The organism is Marinobacter sp. MIT932201 (assembly GCF_047123295.1).
Lineage (GTDB): Bacteria > Pseudomonadota > Gammaproteobacteria > Pseudomonadales > Oleiphilaceae > Marinobacter > Marinobacter salsuginis.
The window spans coordinates 2,858,355-2,874,074 of sequence record NZ_CP138917.1 but is presented as its reverse complement, the minus strand read 5'-3'; the positions used below and the strand labels follow the sequence as shown (position 1 = coordinate 2,874,074).

General features: G+C 57.2%; 12 protein-coding genes and 4 tRNA genes. 9 read left to right on the top strand and 7 right to left on the bottom strand.

What is annotated here, in order from left to right; genetic code table 11:
• The 4 genes from SIC15_RS13145 to purE form a co-directional block, all read right to left on the bottom strand.
• Complete coding sequence (locus tag SIC15_RS13145) at nucleotides 1–2,061, bottom strand: putative bifunctional diguanylate cyclase/phosphodiesterase (RefSeq protein ID WP_136631913.1); 2,061 nt, start codon at nucleotides 2,059–2,061, stop codon at nucleotides 1–3.
• A 288-nt stretch (nucleotides 2,062–2,349) separates the two neighbouring features.
• Nucleotides 2,350–2,928, bottom strand: a complete 579-nt coding sequence (sodB, locus tag SIC15_RS13140; RefSeq protein ID WP_136631545.1) for a superoxide dismutase [Fe] — start codon at nucleotides 2,926–2,928, stop codon at nucleotides 2,350–2,352.
• Between the two features lie 71 nt (nucleotides 2,929–2,999).
• Nucleotides 3,000–4,118: a 5-(carboxyamino)imidazole ribonucleotide synthase gene (locus SIC15_RS13135; protein ID WP_136631544.1), complete on the bottom strand. Its 1,119-nt coding sequence runs from the start codon at nucleotides 4,116–4,118 to the stop codon at nucleotides 3,000–3,002.
• A 168-nt stretch (nucleotides 4,119–4,286) separates the two neighbouring features.
• Nucleotides 4,287–4,778, bottom strand: a complete 492-nt coding sequence (purE, locus tag SIC15_RS13130; RefSeq protein ID WP_153633634.1) for a 5-(carboxyamino)imidazole ribonucleotide mutase — start codon at nucleotides 4,776–4,778, stop codon at nucleotides 4,287–4,289.
• A 298-nt stretch (nucleotides 4,779–5,076) separates the two neighbouring features.
• On the opposite strand from purE, the gene SIC15_RS13125 reads away from it, so the two are divergent.
• From SIC15_RS13125 to SIC15_RS13100, 6 genes are all read left to right on the top strand, one after another.
• Nucleotides 5,077–6,048 (top strand): hypothetical protein, encoded by a 972-nt coding sequence (locus SIC15_RS13125; RefSeq protein ID WP_136631543.1) that lies wholly within the window; start codon nucleotides 5,077–5,079, stop codon nucleotides 6,046–6,048.
• A 139-nt stretch (nucleotides 6,049–6,187) separates the two neighbouring features.
• A complete protein-coding gene (locus SIC15_RS13120; RefSeq protein ID WP_412536116.1) occupies nucleotides 6,188–7,060 on the top strand; it encodes a DUF2846 domain-containing protein in 873 nt (290 codons plus the stop codon).
• Nucleotides 7,061–7,109: 49 nt separating this feature from the next.
• Nucleotides 7,110–7,355 (top strand): hypothetical protein, encoded by a 246-nt coding sequence (locus SIC15_RS13115; RefSeq protein WP_412536114.1) that lies wholly within the window; start codon nucleotides 7,110–7,112, stop codon nucleotides 7,353–7,355.
• Nucleotides 7,356–7,517: 162 nt separating this feature from the next.
• Nucleotides 7,518–7,593, top strand: a tRNA-Val gene (locus tag SIC15_RS13110).
• Nucleotides 7,594–7,659: 66 nt separating this feature from the next.
• Nucleotides 7,660–7,736, top strand: a tRNA-Asp gene (locus SIC15_RS13105).
• A 23-nt stretch (nucleotides 7,737–7,759) separates the two neighbouring features.
• A tRNA-Val gene (locus tag SIC15_RS13100) sits at nucleotides 7,760–7,835 on the top strand.
• 41 nt (nucleotides 7,836–7,876) lie between these two features.
• Here SIC15_RS13100 and SIC15_RS13095 read toward each other — a convergent pair.
• The gene (locus tag SIC15_RS13095) at nucleotides 7,877–9,283 is read right to left on the bottom strand and encodes a 3-oxoacyl-ACP reductase (RefSeq protein ID WP_412536113.1); all 1,407 of its coding nucleotides are present in this window, start codon (nucleotides 9,281–9,283) and stop codon (nucleotides 7,877–7,879) included.
• 322 nt (nucleotides 9,284–9,605) lie between these two features.
• Between SIC15_RS13095 and SIC15_RS13090 the strand changes: the two genes are divergently transcribed.
• Nucleotides 9,606–10,943, top strand: coding sequence for an acetyl-CoA C-acetyltransferase (locus SIC15_RS13090; RefSeq protein ID WP_412536112.1), 1,338 nt, complete (start codon nucleotides 9,606–9,608; stop codon nucleotides 10,941–10,943).
• A gap of 99 nt (nucleotides 10,944–11,042) precedes the next feature.
• Nucleotides 11,043–11,119, top strand: a tRNA-Met gene (locus SIC15_RS13085).
• A 56-nt stretch (nucleotides 11,120–11,175) separates the two neighbouring features.
• On the opposite strand, the gene SIC15_RS13080 is transcribed toward SIC15_RS13085, so the two are convergent.
• Nucleotides 11,176–12,663, bottom strand: a complete 1,488-nt coding sequence (locus SIC15_RS13080; protein ID WP_136631539.1) for an amidase family protein — start codon at nucleotides 12,661–12,663, stop codon at nucleotides 11,176–11,178.
• 45 nt (nucleotides 12,664–12,708) lie between these two features.
• Nucleotides 12,709–13,716: a hypothetical protein gene (locus SIC15_RS13075; RefSeq protein WP_412536110.1), complete on the bottom strand. Its 1,008-nt coding sequence runs from the start codon at nucleotides 13,714–13,716 to the stop codon at nucleotides 12,709–12,711.
• Nucleotides 13,717–13,902: 186 nt separating this feature from the next.
• Between SIC15_RS13075 and SIC15_RS13070 the strand changes: the two genes are divergently transcribed.
• A complete protein-coding gene (locus SIC15_RS13070; protein ID WP_412536109.1) occupies nucleotides 13,903–15,657 on the top strand; it encodes an autotransporter assembly complex protein TamA in 1,755 nt (584 codons plus the stop codon).
• Nucleotides 15,658–15,720: the final 63 nt, after the last annotated feature.

Below are 15,720 nucleotides of genomic sequence, written 5' to 3'. Positions count from 1 at the left end.
TCAGGCGTTATTTTCCACGATTTGCTCGTGGAAACCTTTTACGAAGGTCTCAAATTCACGCGGCGGCAGCGGCTTGCTGAAAAAATAACCCTGAGCCAGCTGACAGCCGCGCTGGCTCAGATAGTATTCCTGTTCTGCCGTTTCCACACCCTCTGCAACCACCGACAGGTTCAGGCTCTTGCCGAGATCGATAATGGTGTTGGCGATTCGGGTGTCTTCTTCGTTGACAAGCAGATCCTGGATAAACTGTTTGTCGATCTTCAGGTGTTGAACCGGCATCTGCTTCAGGTAGGTGAGCGAAGAGTAGCCGGTGCCGAAGTCGTCCACTGCGATGCTTATCCCGGCTCTGTTCAGCCTGTGGAGTTTGGCCACCGCATCAGAAAGGTTGGTCATGAAGCTGGTTTCGGTCACCTCAAGCTCCAGCCGCCCGGCAGGAATCTTGTGTCTTCGCAGGGTATCGAGGATGTCATCGACGATGGTTTCCTGGCGCAGCTGTACTGCCGAAAGGTTAACGGCAATACGCAGTGGCGTGCCATCGGCTGCCCACCGAGCCGCCTGCCAGCAGGCCTGATCCAGGACCCACTGGCCGATTTCAACGATAGACCCATTCGCTTCGGCGACAGGTATGAATGTGTCGGGAGGCACCATACCCCGAGCCGGGTGTTCCCAACGGAGTAGCGCCTCAGCCCCGATCACCCGTTTGCTCTCCAGGTTGATCTGGGGCTGGTAAACCAGATGCAGCTGATGGTTGGCGAGTGCCTGGGACAGGTCCTTTTCCAGCTGCTTCCTGTCGCGGATTTCCTGGTCAATGCTGGCGACATAGAACTGGAAGTGGTTATGGCCGTTCTGCTTGGCCAGGGTCATGGTCTGTTCGGCACTCTGGAGCAGACGGTCTGCCTGGCTGGTGTCCGACGGGTAAAGGGCAACCCCCATGGTAGCGGTCATGGAAATGCTCTGATCTTCAACAAGCATGGGCTCGCTGATACAGGCGAGGATCCGCTCAGCAGTATCTGCCGCCTGGAATCCGTCCCGGAGTCCCTTTTGCACGATCACGAACTGGTCACTGCCAAGGCGTGCGATGGTAAAGCGGGCATTGTCCAGTTTGTTGGTCAGCCGGTCTGCGACCGTCTGCAGAATGAGATCGCCAGAGCGGAAACCGCATTGCTCGTTCACCGACTTGAAGTCATCAATTCCGCAGACAATCAGGGACAGCTGTGAGTGGCGCTTGTTGGCCTCCTCAATGTCCCGCATCAGCAATTCCATGAAGGTATCCCGACTGGGCAGGCCGGTGAGCTGATCGTAGCGGGACAGGCGACTTACGCGGTCCTCCGCCTCGCGATGACGTTTCTGGCTGTCACCAATCGCAACCAGCAGATTGTTGGTGGCGTTTACCCACAGCCCCAGCTCGTCACTCTGGTGACCGGGTGGCGTCGTGACAAGACGATCATCCGGGTGTGCAGGGTCCACCTGTTTGACGGAACTTACGATTCTGAGAAGTGGACGCGTCAGCAGCAGGTGGAAGACATAGAACAGCACCATCCCGAGGATAAGGGCCGTCGCTATGCCGGAAGCAAAGGTGACCGCTGCCCTGTCCAGCCAGGTGCGGGCAGCCGGGGCAGTATCGTAGTGAACATCAAGGTAGCCGTAGACGTCGCCGGGATTACCTTCCCGGGAAAGTGGTTCCCGGAACAGGCGTTCATTATCGAAGAAGGGATCAGTAACCGGGCGAAAGGCGGTTTGCTGCAAAGGACGGTCGCGATTACCGAGTGGCTCTCCGTCGGGGTGGACGATGCGGGCCATATGAACAGCCTCCTTCGCAAAGAGGCCGTCCACCACTTGCTGGGCAAGTTCGGCATCTATACTGAACACTGCCTGGGTAGCGGCGTCTTTCACCATCGCTATTGTCTGCTCGGCGTCGTTATCCAGACCCTTCGATACGCGTTGGGCATCCAGGATGACCTGTATCGTGCTGACGATCACGCCACTGACAAGGGCCACGGCAAGAATCCAACGTAAGATTCGATAGCCGAGGCGATGTTCAACCTCGAAGGTGTTTTGCATTCAAGCCTGTCTTATTCCGGTTATGCAGGACGATAATTCCGCACTCTTCACGGCGAAAATGTCCTGCTTCGGGCGTTTTGTTTGGGGCTTCACCCTGATTCTTGCTGCCAAGTATGGTCGAGAGTTGCCATATCTTCATGGAGTATCGGCGATTTTTTCAAAGATTTCAGGGTGTGCTTGTATCAAATTGTAATTGCTCAGGTATGACAGACACAAAAACGCCCGCCAGGGGCGGGCGTTTTAACACAGTGCAGTGTTTGCAGTCTGTGTCTGGAAGCAGGGCTTCGATCAAGCCAGGTTTTCGTTCACGAAATCCCAGTTGACCAGGTTCCAGAAAGCTTCCAGATAGTTCGGACGGGAGTTGCGGTAGTCGATGTAGTAAGCGTGCTCCCAAACGTCGACGGTCAGCACCGGCTTGTCTGCGCCGGTCAGCGGCGTTTCCGCGTTGCTGGTGTTAACGATGGCAACACTGCCGTCTGCTTTCTTCACCAGCCAGGTCCAGCCAGAACCAAAGTTGTTGGCGGCCTTGTCGTTAAATTCTTTTTTGAAGTCTTCGAAAGAACCAAACGCCTTTTCGATGGCTTCCTTGGCTGCGCCGGTCGGCTCGCCGCCGCCGTTCGGGCTCAGGCAGTGCCAGTAGAAGGTGTGGTTCCAAACCTGTGCGGCGTTGTTGAACAGCGGGCCGCTGGCGCTCTTGATAATGTCTTCAAGAGATTTGTTGGCGTTATCAGTACCTTCGATCAGGCCATTGAGCTTGGTGACGTAGGTGTTGTGATGCTTGCCGTAATGGTACTCAAGAGTTTCCTGAGAGATGTGCGGTTCCAGTGCGTTCTTTTCATAAGGCAGTGCGGGAAGTTCAAATGCCATGAGGTCGTTCTCCCTGTCTCTCTGTTTATTTGGATGTTCACTTGCCCAATATAAGGGCGCTTTGAGCTATATCAACCCTTTGCTGTCAAAGAACTTTTAAACTCGGGGCTGCCGGGCAGGAACTGCGCGCAGTTCTTTACCCGCCAAACCAGTTCCTCGTAGCTGTCGGCCAGAATGTTTACGTGGCCCAACTTCCGGCCCGGTCGTTCACCTTTATTGTAGAGGTGAACATGGGCATAGGGCAGTTCAAGAATGCGCTCGATCTCGCCATGCTCGCCAATAATATTGATCATACAACTGAGACCACGGGGTGCCACGTTGCCCAGCGGGTGGCCACTGACCGCACGAATGTGGTTCTCGAACTGGCTCGTCATCGCGCCCTCGATGGTCCAGTGCCCGGAGTTATGAACCCGCGGGGCCATTTCATTGGCCACCAGACCATCGGCTGTTTCGAAAAGCTCAAGGGTTAATACGCCGACATAGTCCAATTCGTTCAGTAGTGCCTTTATGTAGCGCTCCGCATCTTCCTGAACATGCTTTTCGAGTTTTGGTGCCGGTGCAATCGAGTACCGCAGAATCCCCTCGTGGTGAGTGTTCTCAGCCATCGGGTAGAACGCGAGTTCGCCGTCTTCAGCGCGCACTGCAATAATCGATACTTCCCGGCGGAAGTCGACAAACTTTTCCACAATCAGGCGGGGGTGGCCAATGGACGCCCATGCCGCCTCTGCTTCCTCGGGCGTTCTGAGCACAGCCTGGCCCTTGCCGTCATAACCTTCGGTGTTGGACTTCGCCACCACCGGGCAGCCAAGCTCCTCGGCAGCGGCTTTCAGTGAGGCTGCGCTGTCGGCAATTTTCCACTCTGGCGTGGGAATGCCCAGCTGGCCGAAAAGGGTCTTCTCCGCTTCCCGGTTCTGGCACACCTGCAATGCCCGGGGGCAGGGATGCACTGGTTTGTGGGCGGCAATCTTCTCTGCCACCTCGACCGGCAGGTGTTCAAACTCGTAGGTAACGCGATCGACGCGAGAGAGGAAGTCATCCAGGTATTCGCCGTCCCGGTCAATGATGACTTCACCAAGACCGGCACTGGGGCTGCCAGACATGTCATAGAAAACAAAGGTCTTGGCCAGTGGGTATCCGGCCAGTGCCAGCATTCTTCCGAGTTGGCCGGCGCCCAGTACACCAATTCTCATTTGTGTTCTCCTGCCTCTGTCGGCATTTTGCAAAAGTATGGGAAGCGGGCGGGACCTTGTGTCCAAAACTGTTGAGGGCCAGGGACGGCCCGAAACAAGCGCACATGGATGTGCTCGTAGCGTGTTTTGGACACAAGGTCCCGCCTGCTTCTTTCTCCCAATGTTGCGTTACTGGTCCCGAGGGTCGGGATTCTCCAGAATCGTTTCGGTCTGTGTGGCCCGGAACTGTTCCACAGCCTTGCGGACATTATCGTCTGAGGTGCCGATAATCTGTGCCGCCAGCAGACCCGCGTTGGTGGCCCCGGCTTTGCCAATGGCCAGGGTGCCGACGGCAATGCCACCCGGCATCTGGACGATGGACAGTAGCGAATCCAGGCCGTTCAGGGCTTTGGACTGAACAGGTACACCCAGGACCGGCAGGGCGGTTTGTGAAGCAACCATGCCCGGCAGATGCGCGGCGCCGCCAGCGCCGGCGATAATAACCTTCAGGCCACGGTCTGCGGCGGTTTTGGCGTACTCAAACAACAGATCCGGGGTGCGGTGGGCCGAGACGACTTTGGTTTCATAGGGCACGCCGAGTTTTTCGAGCATGTTGGCGGCGTGTTCCATGGTGGGCCAGTCGGATTTGGAGCCCATGATGAGTCCTACAAGCGGCTGCATATGCAACAGTCCTGTGATAATTGGAAAGCCGGCCATTGTATGTTTTGCCTACCTACCATGCAAACTTATGGCTTCGGAGTAGGGCAGGATGGAGGCGCTTTCCGGAAAACGCTACGAGCACATCCCTGTGCGCTTGACTGAAGCCATCCATGGCTTCAGACATTTCCGGAAAGCGCCTCCATCCTGCCCCCCAACTCTTTGCAAGAATTATAGATTGGCAAGGCTTCATTTTTACCTGCGAGTAACTACAGGTATTATCTGGCCTTATTGTTTTAACCGTCCATAGTCAGGAGCTGTAATGGAACCCATCCGTCCAGATGATGATGAGCTGAGGGCTGAACGACCGATTGGTATTGCCGGGCCGAAGAAAGCGGCGGAGAAAAAGTCCAGGCCATCGTCCGGTGGGAAGGGCGAACCGTCGGCGCCAGCAAAGCCTCCCAAAGGGGGTAAAGGCGGTAACGGGGGCGGTGGTCATGGCAGCTCGGCCATGCTTTGGGTGCTCTTGATCGTGCTGGCCGTGGCGGGCGGTGCCGGTTGGTATTCGCAGGAGCAGCGGGTTCAGGCATTGGAAGGGCAGCTTGAGGAGGCAGATTACTGGGCTCGTCAGAGCAAGCTGGCGCTGGCCCGGTTTGAGGGGGAGCTTTCGGAAACTGGGGAGAACCTGCAGGAGCGGGGAGCGACTCTGGAGGAGCAGATCGCGGCGCACACCAAGCGCCTGGATACGGCAGATAGTGAGATCCGGAAGCTTTGGGCGATTGCCAATGAGCGCAACAAGAAGCGTCTGGATGAGCAGCAGGAGCGGATTGCTGCGTTGGAATCCGGTCTTGCGGAAGGGAAACAGGCCATTGGTGCACTTGAAGCATCGGTAGAGAAGGCCCGGTCGTCGCTCTCTGCCGATATTGTCGCTCTGAAGCAGCAGACGGAGACGTCGATAACGGCACTACAGGAGGCCAGCCGGCAGGCAACGGATCAGTTGACGAAACTGAGTCAGCAACTGGCGGATGTGGATCAGGTGATCGAGAGCCGTATCCGGCGATTCGAGCAGGAGCAGAAGCTTGGAATCAGTGGTATGGAGGGGCGGATTTCGGCTCTGGAGCGGGAGACGGATGAGTTGGCCGGCGATGGCCGGGTTCAGGCACTCCGGAACGAGGTGGCCAGTCTGAAGCGAACGGTCGAGTCGATCGATGCTTCCCGTTCACAACTGACTTCCCGTCTGGTTCGGCTGTCTGAAGAAGTGAACCAGCTGCGGAGCCAGGTCAGCGGGCAGTAATTGTCCCGCAAGGCGTTTCGGTCATCGCATTTCGGGTTTTGTAACGGTTTGTAGCCATCCCTTGCGGTAGCTCTCATTTCTGGGGATTTGCAGTTGTTATGATCAGGCAACTCGCAATCAGGATGAAGAGTTAACAACAATGAAAACCCGAGTGCCTTCCGTTTTTCCCTTGCTCCGGCCGCTGGTCGCGTTACTTCTGTTGCTGGCGGCGTCCGGGTGTACGGTTTATCAGTCCATTGGTAAAAGCGTCGGTTCGTTCCTGCACCCGGTTTCCGGCCATGATTTCGTCCACATTGATAACGACAGCTGGGACCGGCGCAACGCCGTGCTGTACTTCTATCGGACCCATTCCCAGTGGGCTGCAGACGAGATCGAAGCCCCAAGTGTCTACATAGACGATACCCACTATTTCAACATCCGTAACGACAGCTTCACCTGGCTGGAGGTGAGCCCCGGGGAGCGCCATATCGCCATGCGTCGGCCGCTGCTGGGGCTGGAGGGAATGAACTCCTTCAGTCTGAGCCTGATCGCCGATGCCACGCTGGAAGTCGAGCCCGGAAAGATTTATTACCTGCGTTATAACGAGCTCTCCGAGCCGGGCCAGCGACACCCTGATCTGGATCCGGACCACCCGCTGACCCAGGGTGACCTACAGCTGGTTACCCGGGAGTATGCCATGCAGGCAGATGAGATCGTTTCCACTCGATTCCTCAACAGTGATCTATTGGCACCGAACCACGCTGCAACTTCGATTGTGGAAGTGAATGAAGACATGGATTACGAGCGGCAACTGGTGTTGCTGGAAGAGGAGCGGGAGCTTGAGATCGAGCGGATGAAGGAAGAAGGCAAGTACGAATCCGCTTCCTGGTTCTGGCCATTCGGTGGTGGCCCCACCGCTCCCCTGGAGACAGATCAAAAGATTGAGCAGCTGGAGCGGGAGTACGCGGAACTGGAGCAGGAGCGTGAGCGAAGGGAAGAGGCAGAATCCGGAGGTGGCTGGTGGATTTTCTGAGTGCTGACTACACTGACGTCAGGTGAAAAACGCGGGAAATTCAAAAACAATGACTCTCAAGGATTCTCTTAAACTCAGATTTGAAAAGCTGGCGGACGATGTTGTTCCCCAACTTCTCGATAGCTGGGGCGATCTGCAAAAAAGGCTGGATGACCTGAATTGTTCCCTGGCCAATCGGGCCGTTCCTGAAGATAGGCGCAGCCGTGTTAGCGAGTTGTCTCTGCAGGAGAAAGCCCAGCAGGCAGGGCAGGATCGTCCGGTTGTGCGGGCCGTCAAAACCTCGCGGCAGAAGTGAATTTGCTTAAAAACTGTACGCTTTTGAATGGCTTGCAGGTTTTTAAAGAAAATTCCGGGAAAATATTTGACACCGCCAGCCAAATGCTTAAAATGCGCCTCTCACTTGGTTGAGACAGCACGGCTGCCAAGCAAGTGAATGCCTTTTGAAAGGCTTGAAAGTGGGTGGTTAGCTCAGCTGGGAGAGCATCGCCCTTACAAGGCGAGGGTCACTGGTTCGATCCCAGTACCACCCACCACTTTCAAATGCATCACCGGATCACCCCATCCGGTTTCAGGTTCGAGCCCGAGGGCCGAATTGATGCGGAGCGGTAGTTCAGTTGGTTAGAATACCGGCCTGTCACGCCGGGGGTCGCGGGTTCGAGTCCCGTCCGCTCCGCCATTTTTTATTTAGATAGTATTCCCGGGTGGTTAGCTCAGCTGGGAGAGCATCGCCCTTACAAGGCGAGGGTCACTGGTTCGATCCCAGTACCACCCACCAAATTTCGAAAAAGGGCCGATCCGCAAGGATCGGCCCTTTTTTTATTTGCCAATCAACGATTGCCCGCAAACCCGCACAACATTGCCGTTCACTCCAGTGGATGCCGGGCTGCAATACCAGGCGATGGCTTCTGCCACATCCACCGGCTGTCCGCCCTGGGAAAGGCTGTTCATCCGGCGACCCGCCTCGCGGATAGTGACCGGCATTGCTGCTGTCATCTGGGTTTCGATAAACCCGGGAGCAATGGCGTTGATGGTCACCCCGTTTTTCAGTTGCCGGGCCATGGCTTCCACGTATCCGATGACTCCGCATTTGGCGGTTGAGTAGTTGGTCTGCCCGAAGTTGCCAGCAATCCCGCTGATGGAAGAGATGCAAACAATGCGCCCGTTGTCTTTCATAAGCTCACGCCTGGCCAGTTCCTCGTCGATCAACTCTTCGGCGGTCAGGTTTACGGCGATGGTCATATCCCAGAAGTGTTCAGGCATGTTGCCCAGGGTCTTGTCGCGGGTAATTCCCGCATTGTGAATCACCAGGTCCACCCCGCCGAAATGCTCGTCGATAAAGTCGGCGATCAGTTTTGGTGCTTTGTCGTCGGTAATGTCGCAGGCCAGGGCCTTGCCCTTGATGGCGGATGTGACCTTTTGAAGATCTTCCATGGCTGGCGGAATATCCAGACCAATGACGGTCGCGCCGTCCCGTGCCAGGGTTTCTGCGATGGCGGCGCCTATGCCACGGGAGGCGCCCGTGACCAATGCAACCCTGCCGGTCAGTGGGGCGACGGGGTTAGTTGCCGGCGCCGCATCGCTTTTGCCGATCTTGACGACCTGGCCGGACACGTAGGCAGAGCGGGCAGACAGGAAGAACCGAACGCTGGACTCCAGTTGCTTCTCTGCTCCGGGCGCCATCCACAGCAGGTTTGCCGTTGAGCCTTTCTTGCCGATCTCCTTACCCACGCTGCGAACAAATCCTTCCAGTGCCTGCTGAGCCGCGGCCTGGGGTGCTTTCCTGCAGGTGGCGGGGGTCTGGCCAACGACCAGAACGCGAGCGTTGCTGCCGAGCTTTTTGATGGTGGGGTGGAAAAAGTCGTAGAGCGCTCGAAGGTCGTCGGGGCCTTTCAGGCCAGAGGCGTCGAATACCAGGGCCGAGAATTTGTGGTCGATGTCCGACCCCAGGTCCAGTGGTCGGGCTTTGTTGCCGGCTTTGGATGAATCGTTCAGGCGCTCGTTGCCGCTGGCATGGTGTAGTGTGGCGGCACTGGCGCTGAGGGTGCTGCCAATGGTTGCGATGGCTTTGCCGCCGGCTGCTGCACCAATGAGTACGTCGCCCTCAATAAAGGGCTGGTCGGTGCGTTTGAGGCGTTTCAGGGGCACTGGTGCTGGCAGGCCGAGGGATTGTGCGGCGGTTTTACCTACCGGGGTGTTTACTATTCTAAGATAGAGGTCAGACATGGTGGCTTCCTTGTTTTGCATTCGGGTTGCTGGATGCGAATCGTCCTACAGGGTAAAGAATCGGATAGTTTTTGGATTGACTCAATGCCTGTAGGGTGTTGTCAGGGGTGCCAATGAGGCATTTCGGGTTGTCGCTAAACTGTCGACATTAACAACTCAGCCTGGGTGCAGGGAACATTGGGGGAAGGCTTCCCAGAACACGCCCGTGAATACATCCATGTAGGGCTCGGTCGCGCCGTCCCTGGCGCTCCACGGTTTTGGGAAGCCCAACCCCATTGCTCCTTTGAACATCTCGATATCTCATAAAAGGAATGGTTTGATCATGGCAGAAGCATCGAAAACTCCACGCAAGAAAACCGCTACTTCGAAAAAGACCAGCTCCGCGCCTTCGGGTATTCGCCGCGTGGCGGTGCTGGGTGGCAACCGGATTCCGTTTGCGCGTTCCAATACAGCCTACAGCAAGATCAGTAACCAGGAGTTGCTGACGTCGGCTCTGCGGGGGCTGGTGGATCGGTATGGTCTTGAGGGGCAGCGGCTGGGTGAGGTGGCTGCCGGGGCGGTTATCAAGCACTCGCGGGATTTTAATCTTACCCGTGAGGCGGTGATGAGCTGTGGATTGGCTCCGGAGACTCCGGCTTACGATATCCAACAGGCCTGTGGAACTGGGCTGGAGGCGGCGATTCTGGTGGCCAACAAGATTGCCCTGGGGCAAATCGAGTGCGGCATCGCCGGTGGAACCGACACCACATCCGATGCGCCGATTGGCGTGGGTGAGGGGCTCCGGGAGATTTTGCTGGATTTGAACCGGGCCAAGACTGCGGGCGAGCGGCTGAAAACTCTGGGGCGGTTCCGGCCGGGGCATCTCAAGCCGGAGGTTCCTGAAAATGGCGAGCCCCGCACCGGTATGTCGATGGGCGAGCATGCCCAGGTGACGGCGAAGGAGTGGGACGTTGCCCGGGAGGATCAGGATAAGCTGGCCGTCGAGAGCCATCAGAAGCTGGCCAAGGCCTATGAGGAGGGTTTTTTCAACGACTTGATGACGCCGATGGCAGGTTTGGAAAAGGACAACATTCTGCGGCCGGATACCTCGCTGGAAAAGCTGGCGACGCTCAAGCCGGTTTTTGATCGCGAAAACGGCACCATGACGGCAGCCAACAGCACGGCGCTGACGGATGGCGCGTCTTGCGTGCTGCTGGCCAGTGAGGAGTGGGCGAAGGCCAATAATTACGAAGTTAAGGCGTGGCTGACGTTCTCGGAGGTTGCGGCAGTGGATTTCGTGGACAAGAAGGAAGGCCTGCTGATGGCGCCTGCCTATGCGGTACCCCGGATGCTCGAGAAGGCCGGGCTGACACTGCAGGATTTCGATTTCTATGAAATCCATGAAGCCTTTGCCGCTCAGGTGCTTTGCACTCTGAAAGCCTGGGAGGATCCGGCTTTCTGCAAGGAGCGCCTGGGTCTGGACAAGCCCCTGGGTAGCATTGACCGCGACAAACTCAATGTGAAAGGCAGCAGCCTGGCGACCGGCCATCCCTTTGCGGCCACCGGTGCCCGCATTGTTGCGACTCTGGCCAAGTTGCTGGAGGAGAAGGGCAGCGGTCGGGGCCTTATTTCCATCTGCGCTGCGGGTGGCCAGGGGGTTACTGCGATTCTGGAGAGGTAGGTTTGGTTAAACCCGGAACTTTCCTTTGACAGTGTCGATCACACCCCTTATCATGCGCGCCACGTCGATCAGGGGTTCCCTGAGAAATAACCAGTTTGATGCGGGGTAGAGCAGTCTGGTAGCTCGTCGGGCTCATAACCCGGAGGTCGTTGGTTCGAATCCAGCCCCCGCTACCACTATTGAAACAAAGCCGGCCGAGAACCGGCTTTGTTCGTTTCTACTCCTGTGTTTTTCAGAATCCTTCCGGCTGAACAAAGCCGGCAAGCCCCGCCTCCTCCAGCAGTCCCGCAAACCCGATCGTCGTCAGATCCATCCCCGGTGCACCGATTACCTGAACATTGAACGGCAGGCCTTCCTGGGTCCGGCCAATAGGCACGGAGGTGGCGGGCAGCCCCAGCAGGGTGGCGAAGGCGATCCAGCAGAACTGGTCCATGTAGGCCCGTGGCTGGCCGGCGACGGTGATTCGGCGTTTGAAGACAGGGTGGGTGTGGTCATGCCGGATGGCCGTGGTTGGTGTGACCGGCGTCAGCAGAACGTCCACTTCCTGAAACAGGGATTCGATTTCGGCGCGCATTTTCTCCCGCATTTCGCTCCAGGCCATCCACTGGTAAACGGGCTGGTTCACGCCCCTACCGTATTCACCAATAAATGGTGTCATCGGGCCCAGGAATTTGAGCCAGGGTTCGAGTCGCCCGACCCATTTCATTTGCCGGCGCTGCGCAGGTTTCAGGGAGGTACTGAGCAGAGTGCCGAGCAGGTTGAAGTAAGCGGGCAGGATATGCTCAAGGCTCAGTAAAGGATGCTTTGCTTCGGTGACCAGTGCGCCCCGCTCTGCAAGTGATTTTCCCAGGGCCTGATAGCCTTCGGTGAGTTCCTGCTCTACCGGGCACAGTGGGTCTTCAAGCCACAAGCCGACCCGCGCCTGGTCGAGTCTCTGGAGCACTGACGGTGCCATGTGAAGCGCCCAGCTTCGCTCTTCGGCTGGCCGTGGCCCGGCAATGACTTTTAGCAAAAGCTCCAGATCCCGGGCGCTGCGCGCCATTGGGCCGCCCTCGGCCAGGTCGGGCCGGGATTGGGTGCCGGGCGGTCCGGGAATGTGGCCCCGAAACGAGACCAGGGAGCGGGTTGGCTTGTGGCCGAACACACCACAAAAATGGGCCGGTGTGCGAATGGAGCCGGCCAGGTCGCTGCCCACTTCGAGCGGCGTCATGCCAGCGGCCAGAGCAGCCGCTGCGCCGCCCGAGGAGCCCCCCGGAGTGTGAGCCGGGTTGTGGGGGTTGTTGGTGACCCCGAACAGCTTGTTGTAGCTCTGGAGGTCCGTGGCGTAGATGGGCACATTGGTCTTGCCCAGAATAATGGCGCCGGCGTCTTCCAGCCTCTGCACGACGTCAGCGTGGTATTCCGGGTTGTGGTTCCTAAGGGCCGGCGCGCCTGCGGTGCAAGTCATACCAGCCACTTCCCAGGTGTCCTTGAGGGTAAGCGGCAGTCCATGGAGTGGGCCTTTCACCGCGTTAGCTGCCCGTTGTTCATCGGCCTGACGGGCGTTGGCGAGTGCCAGCTGTTCATCCAGGGTCACAACGGCATTGATAGCGGGATTGTGCTTCCGGATCTGGTCCAGAATTGCTGCGGTAAGGGCTTCGCTGGTCAGACTGCCCGCCTCCAGCTGCGCCAAAAGGTCATGGGCGGATTGGTAGTGCAGTGGCAAGTGCGATGCATCCATGGATGTTCTCTTTGTTGTTGGTTTCTGGAAAATCTCGCCGGTTCGTCAAGGCAGCTCGGATCGCCAGTGTTTCACTTTAACCTGCCCCTTGATCGCATCAATGATCTCGATAATCAGATTGATCAGTGCTTCGTTCTGGGTTTCGTCGGCTCTCACTTCGCCGGGTGTCGGCAGGAACACGTTCACGATGTCTTCAATAAAGGCGTGATTGGAGGCCGAGGCCAGGTCTTCCAGAATCTGGTGGATAACGTTGGCAACGATGTCTCCCACGGCCTCTTCCAGGGTTTCCTGAATCGTGGGGCCGACCACCGGCAGGTATTTCAGCCGCGACAGTTCAAGATTCTGCTTGAGGGCGTTATCGACCCGGTCCTCCAGATAGCTGCGCAGCGCTCCGCGGTTGGGTACATAGCCCTCCTGGGTTGCCTCAGCAACGCGCTTGGAAATCCAGTCTGAGAGCATGTCCCTCCGGGGGTAGAGAATGTCCTCCTGGATCTTGTCGAATAGCGGTGAGCCGCGTCTAACCTCCTGCTGCACGCCGCTCAGAACCTTGAGCACGATGCGGTCCGAGAGCTCTTCCATAAAGGCTTCATAATAAAAATTTACGAACCGGTAGATCTTGGTGTTGGTGATATCGATGATCTTGTACTGGTGCAGGCGATAGATGATCGAGATCACCCGCAGAATACGCAGGAAACGCAGGCTTCCTACGGGAATACAGCCCACCAGGTCATACCAGTGGATGAACGGGTAGAAGTACCAGCGGTCATACACCTTGGCCTTTATGGCATAACCCCACCGAACAAAGAACTCGGTCAGGAAGATGCTGACAAAGATCAGATCGTAAAAGATGAAGCGTTCATGAATGGGGTGGTAGGCGGACTGAATAGCGGGGGCGTGTTCTTTCAGGAGATTCTGAACCGCGATAAAGTTGTAGATCGAGTCCCAGATAATGAAGGCAAGGTTGATGATTAGCAGCCCCAGCATCAGGAAATCAATGATGAACCAGATAAGCTGGTGACTGGATTTCAGGTTTTCTCGATTTATTTTCAGCATTCGCCTGGGTCCGGTCTGTTGCTAAGTATCTGACAGGTTAGCTTATTTCGAAGCCACAAACGACTTGCCCTGGCGCCGCCTGACGCGTGCCCGAGGGTCAACCATGGATTAACTTGACCGTCTGCCATTAAACTCCCACGCTTTAACGTAAATCCTTCTTGTTACCACCAACACTGAAATAGCCGGATGCTATCAATCTACCAAGTCGTGAATTCGGGCCGGGTCCGGCTTCTGATCCTGCTGCTCTGCTGGCTGCCGTCGTGGGTTTCTGCTCAACAGGTGGTTGTTAACGTGGAAGGTGACTATCCAGAGCTCAAATCCAACGCTGAGGCTTTCATTGGAGAGGTTGAAGGCCGAAGCGCCGGCAATCTGAGGCGATATGCCCCAACGGCTGTCAATCAGGCCCGGGAAGCCCTGCGTGCCTTGGGTTATTACAGGCCCCTGATTGACTGGCGGATAGAAGAGGGCGACTCGGACACAACGGCGACGCTCACCCTGTCCATTACCCCCGGTGAGCCGGTGAGAGTCAGCTCCCGGATCGTGGAGATACGGGGCGAGGCTGCGGCTGATGCAAGGCTTACCTCTGATCTGCCGCCACATCCGGCAGAGGGCGATATTCTCAATCACGGCGACTACGCCAACCTGAGAGACACCATCCAGACCCGTGCCCGGCGCAGGGGGTATTTCGACGGCAGGTTTGTCACTCGCACCCTGGAGGTGGATCCGGCGAGGCGCAGCGCCGAAATCACGCTCATTTATGAGAGTGGTCAGCGATATCAGCTGGGAGAGGTCACTTTCGAGGAGGGACATTGGTTCGAGATCGAGCTTCTGCGGGATTTCGTCACCTTTGAACCGGGGACCCCCTATCATGCCGACGAAATTGCGCAGCTGAACAAGGATCTGCTTAACAGCGGCTATTTCAGCAATGTCGACATCAATATTTCACCGCAAGAAGCCGAAAATGGTGTCATTCCCGTTAGCGTAGGACTGACTCGGCGCGAAGCACGCTCGGTATCGGCCGGCGTCGGTTTCTCGACCGACGTGGGTCCGCGGTTCCGCGGCACATGGCGGGAGCACTGGATCAATCCCATGGGGTACAAGCGGGGTGCGGAGACAGAGCTTTCGGTGCCACGTCAGAATCTGAGTACCTGGTACGAACTGCCTCTGGACCCGCCCATGACGGATCTGATCCGTCTGACGGCCGGATATCAGCGGGAGGATATCGAGAATGTTGAATCGGAACTTCTGACCTTAGGCCAGCAGTGGCAGCATCAGCTGGATAATGGCTGGCTCCAGGTACTCTCACTACGTTGGGAGGGCGAACGGTTCAACATCGGCAACGACGAGAAGGGCACGAGCACGCTTCTGCTCCCGGGCGCAGGCTACTCCAAGATCCACGCGGATTCGCCCCTGGACCCTTCCCGCGGCTATCGTTTGCAGTTTGATGTTACCGGCTCGCATCGGGCTGTGCTCTCGGATGTGGATATCCTGCACGTGAATGCGCTGGTTAAGGGCTTGTTTACCTTAGCTGGTAAGCACCGATTTGTCGGCCGGTTTCAGGCAGGAGCCGTTGCCACAAACCGGTTCTCGGATGTGCCGCCGTCCCTCCGTTTTTTTGCCGGTGGCGATCAAAGCGTCCGGGGCTATGGTTATGAAACACTCTCGCCTGAAAACGAAAATGGTGTGCCGGTGGGCGGCCGTTTTTTGATGGTGGGCAGCGGTGAGTATCAGTACCAGTTTGCCGACCAATGGCGGGCTGCGGTGTTCGTCGATCATGGCAATGCCATCAACGATCTGAACGACCCCCTGGCAACCGGCGTCGGCATTGGCGTTCGTTGGATCAGCCCGGTGGGCCCGTTGCGGTTCGACGTTGCCAAAGGGCTGGATCGCGAATTTGGCGGGGAGTGGCGGATTCACTTTTCCATGGGGCCCGAGCTTTGACGCAGACACCGGACAGACACGAAGACAACCAACAGGAACAGCCGGCCCGCTCACACCGGCTTC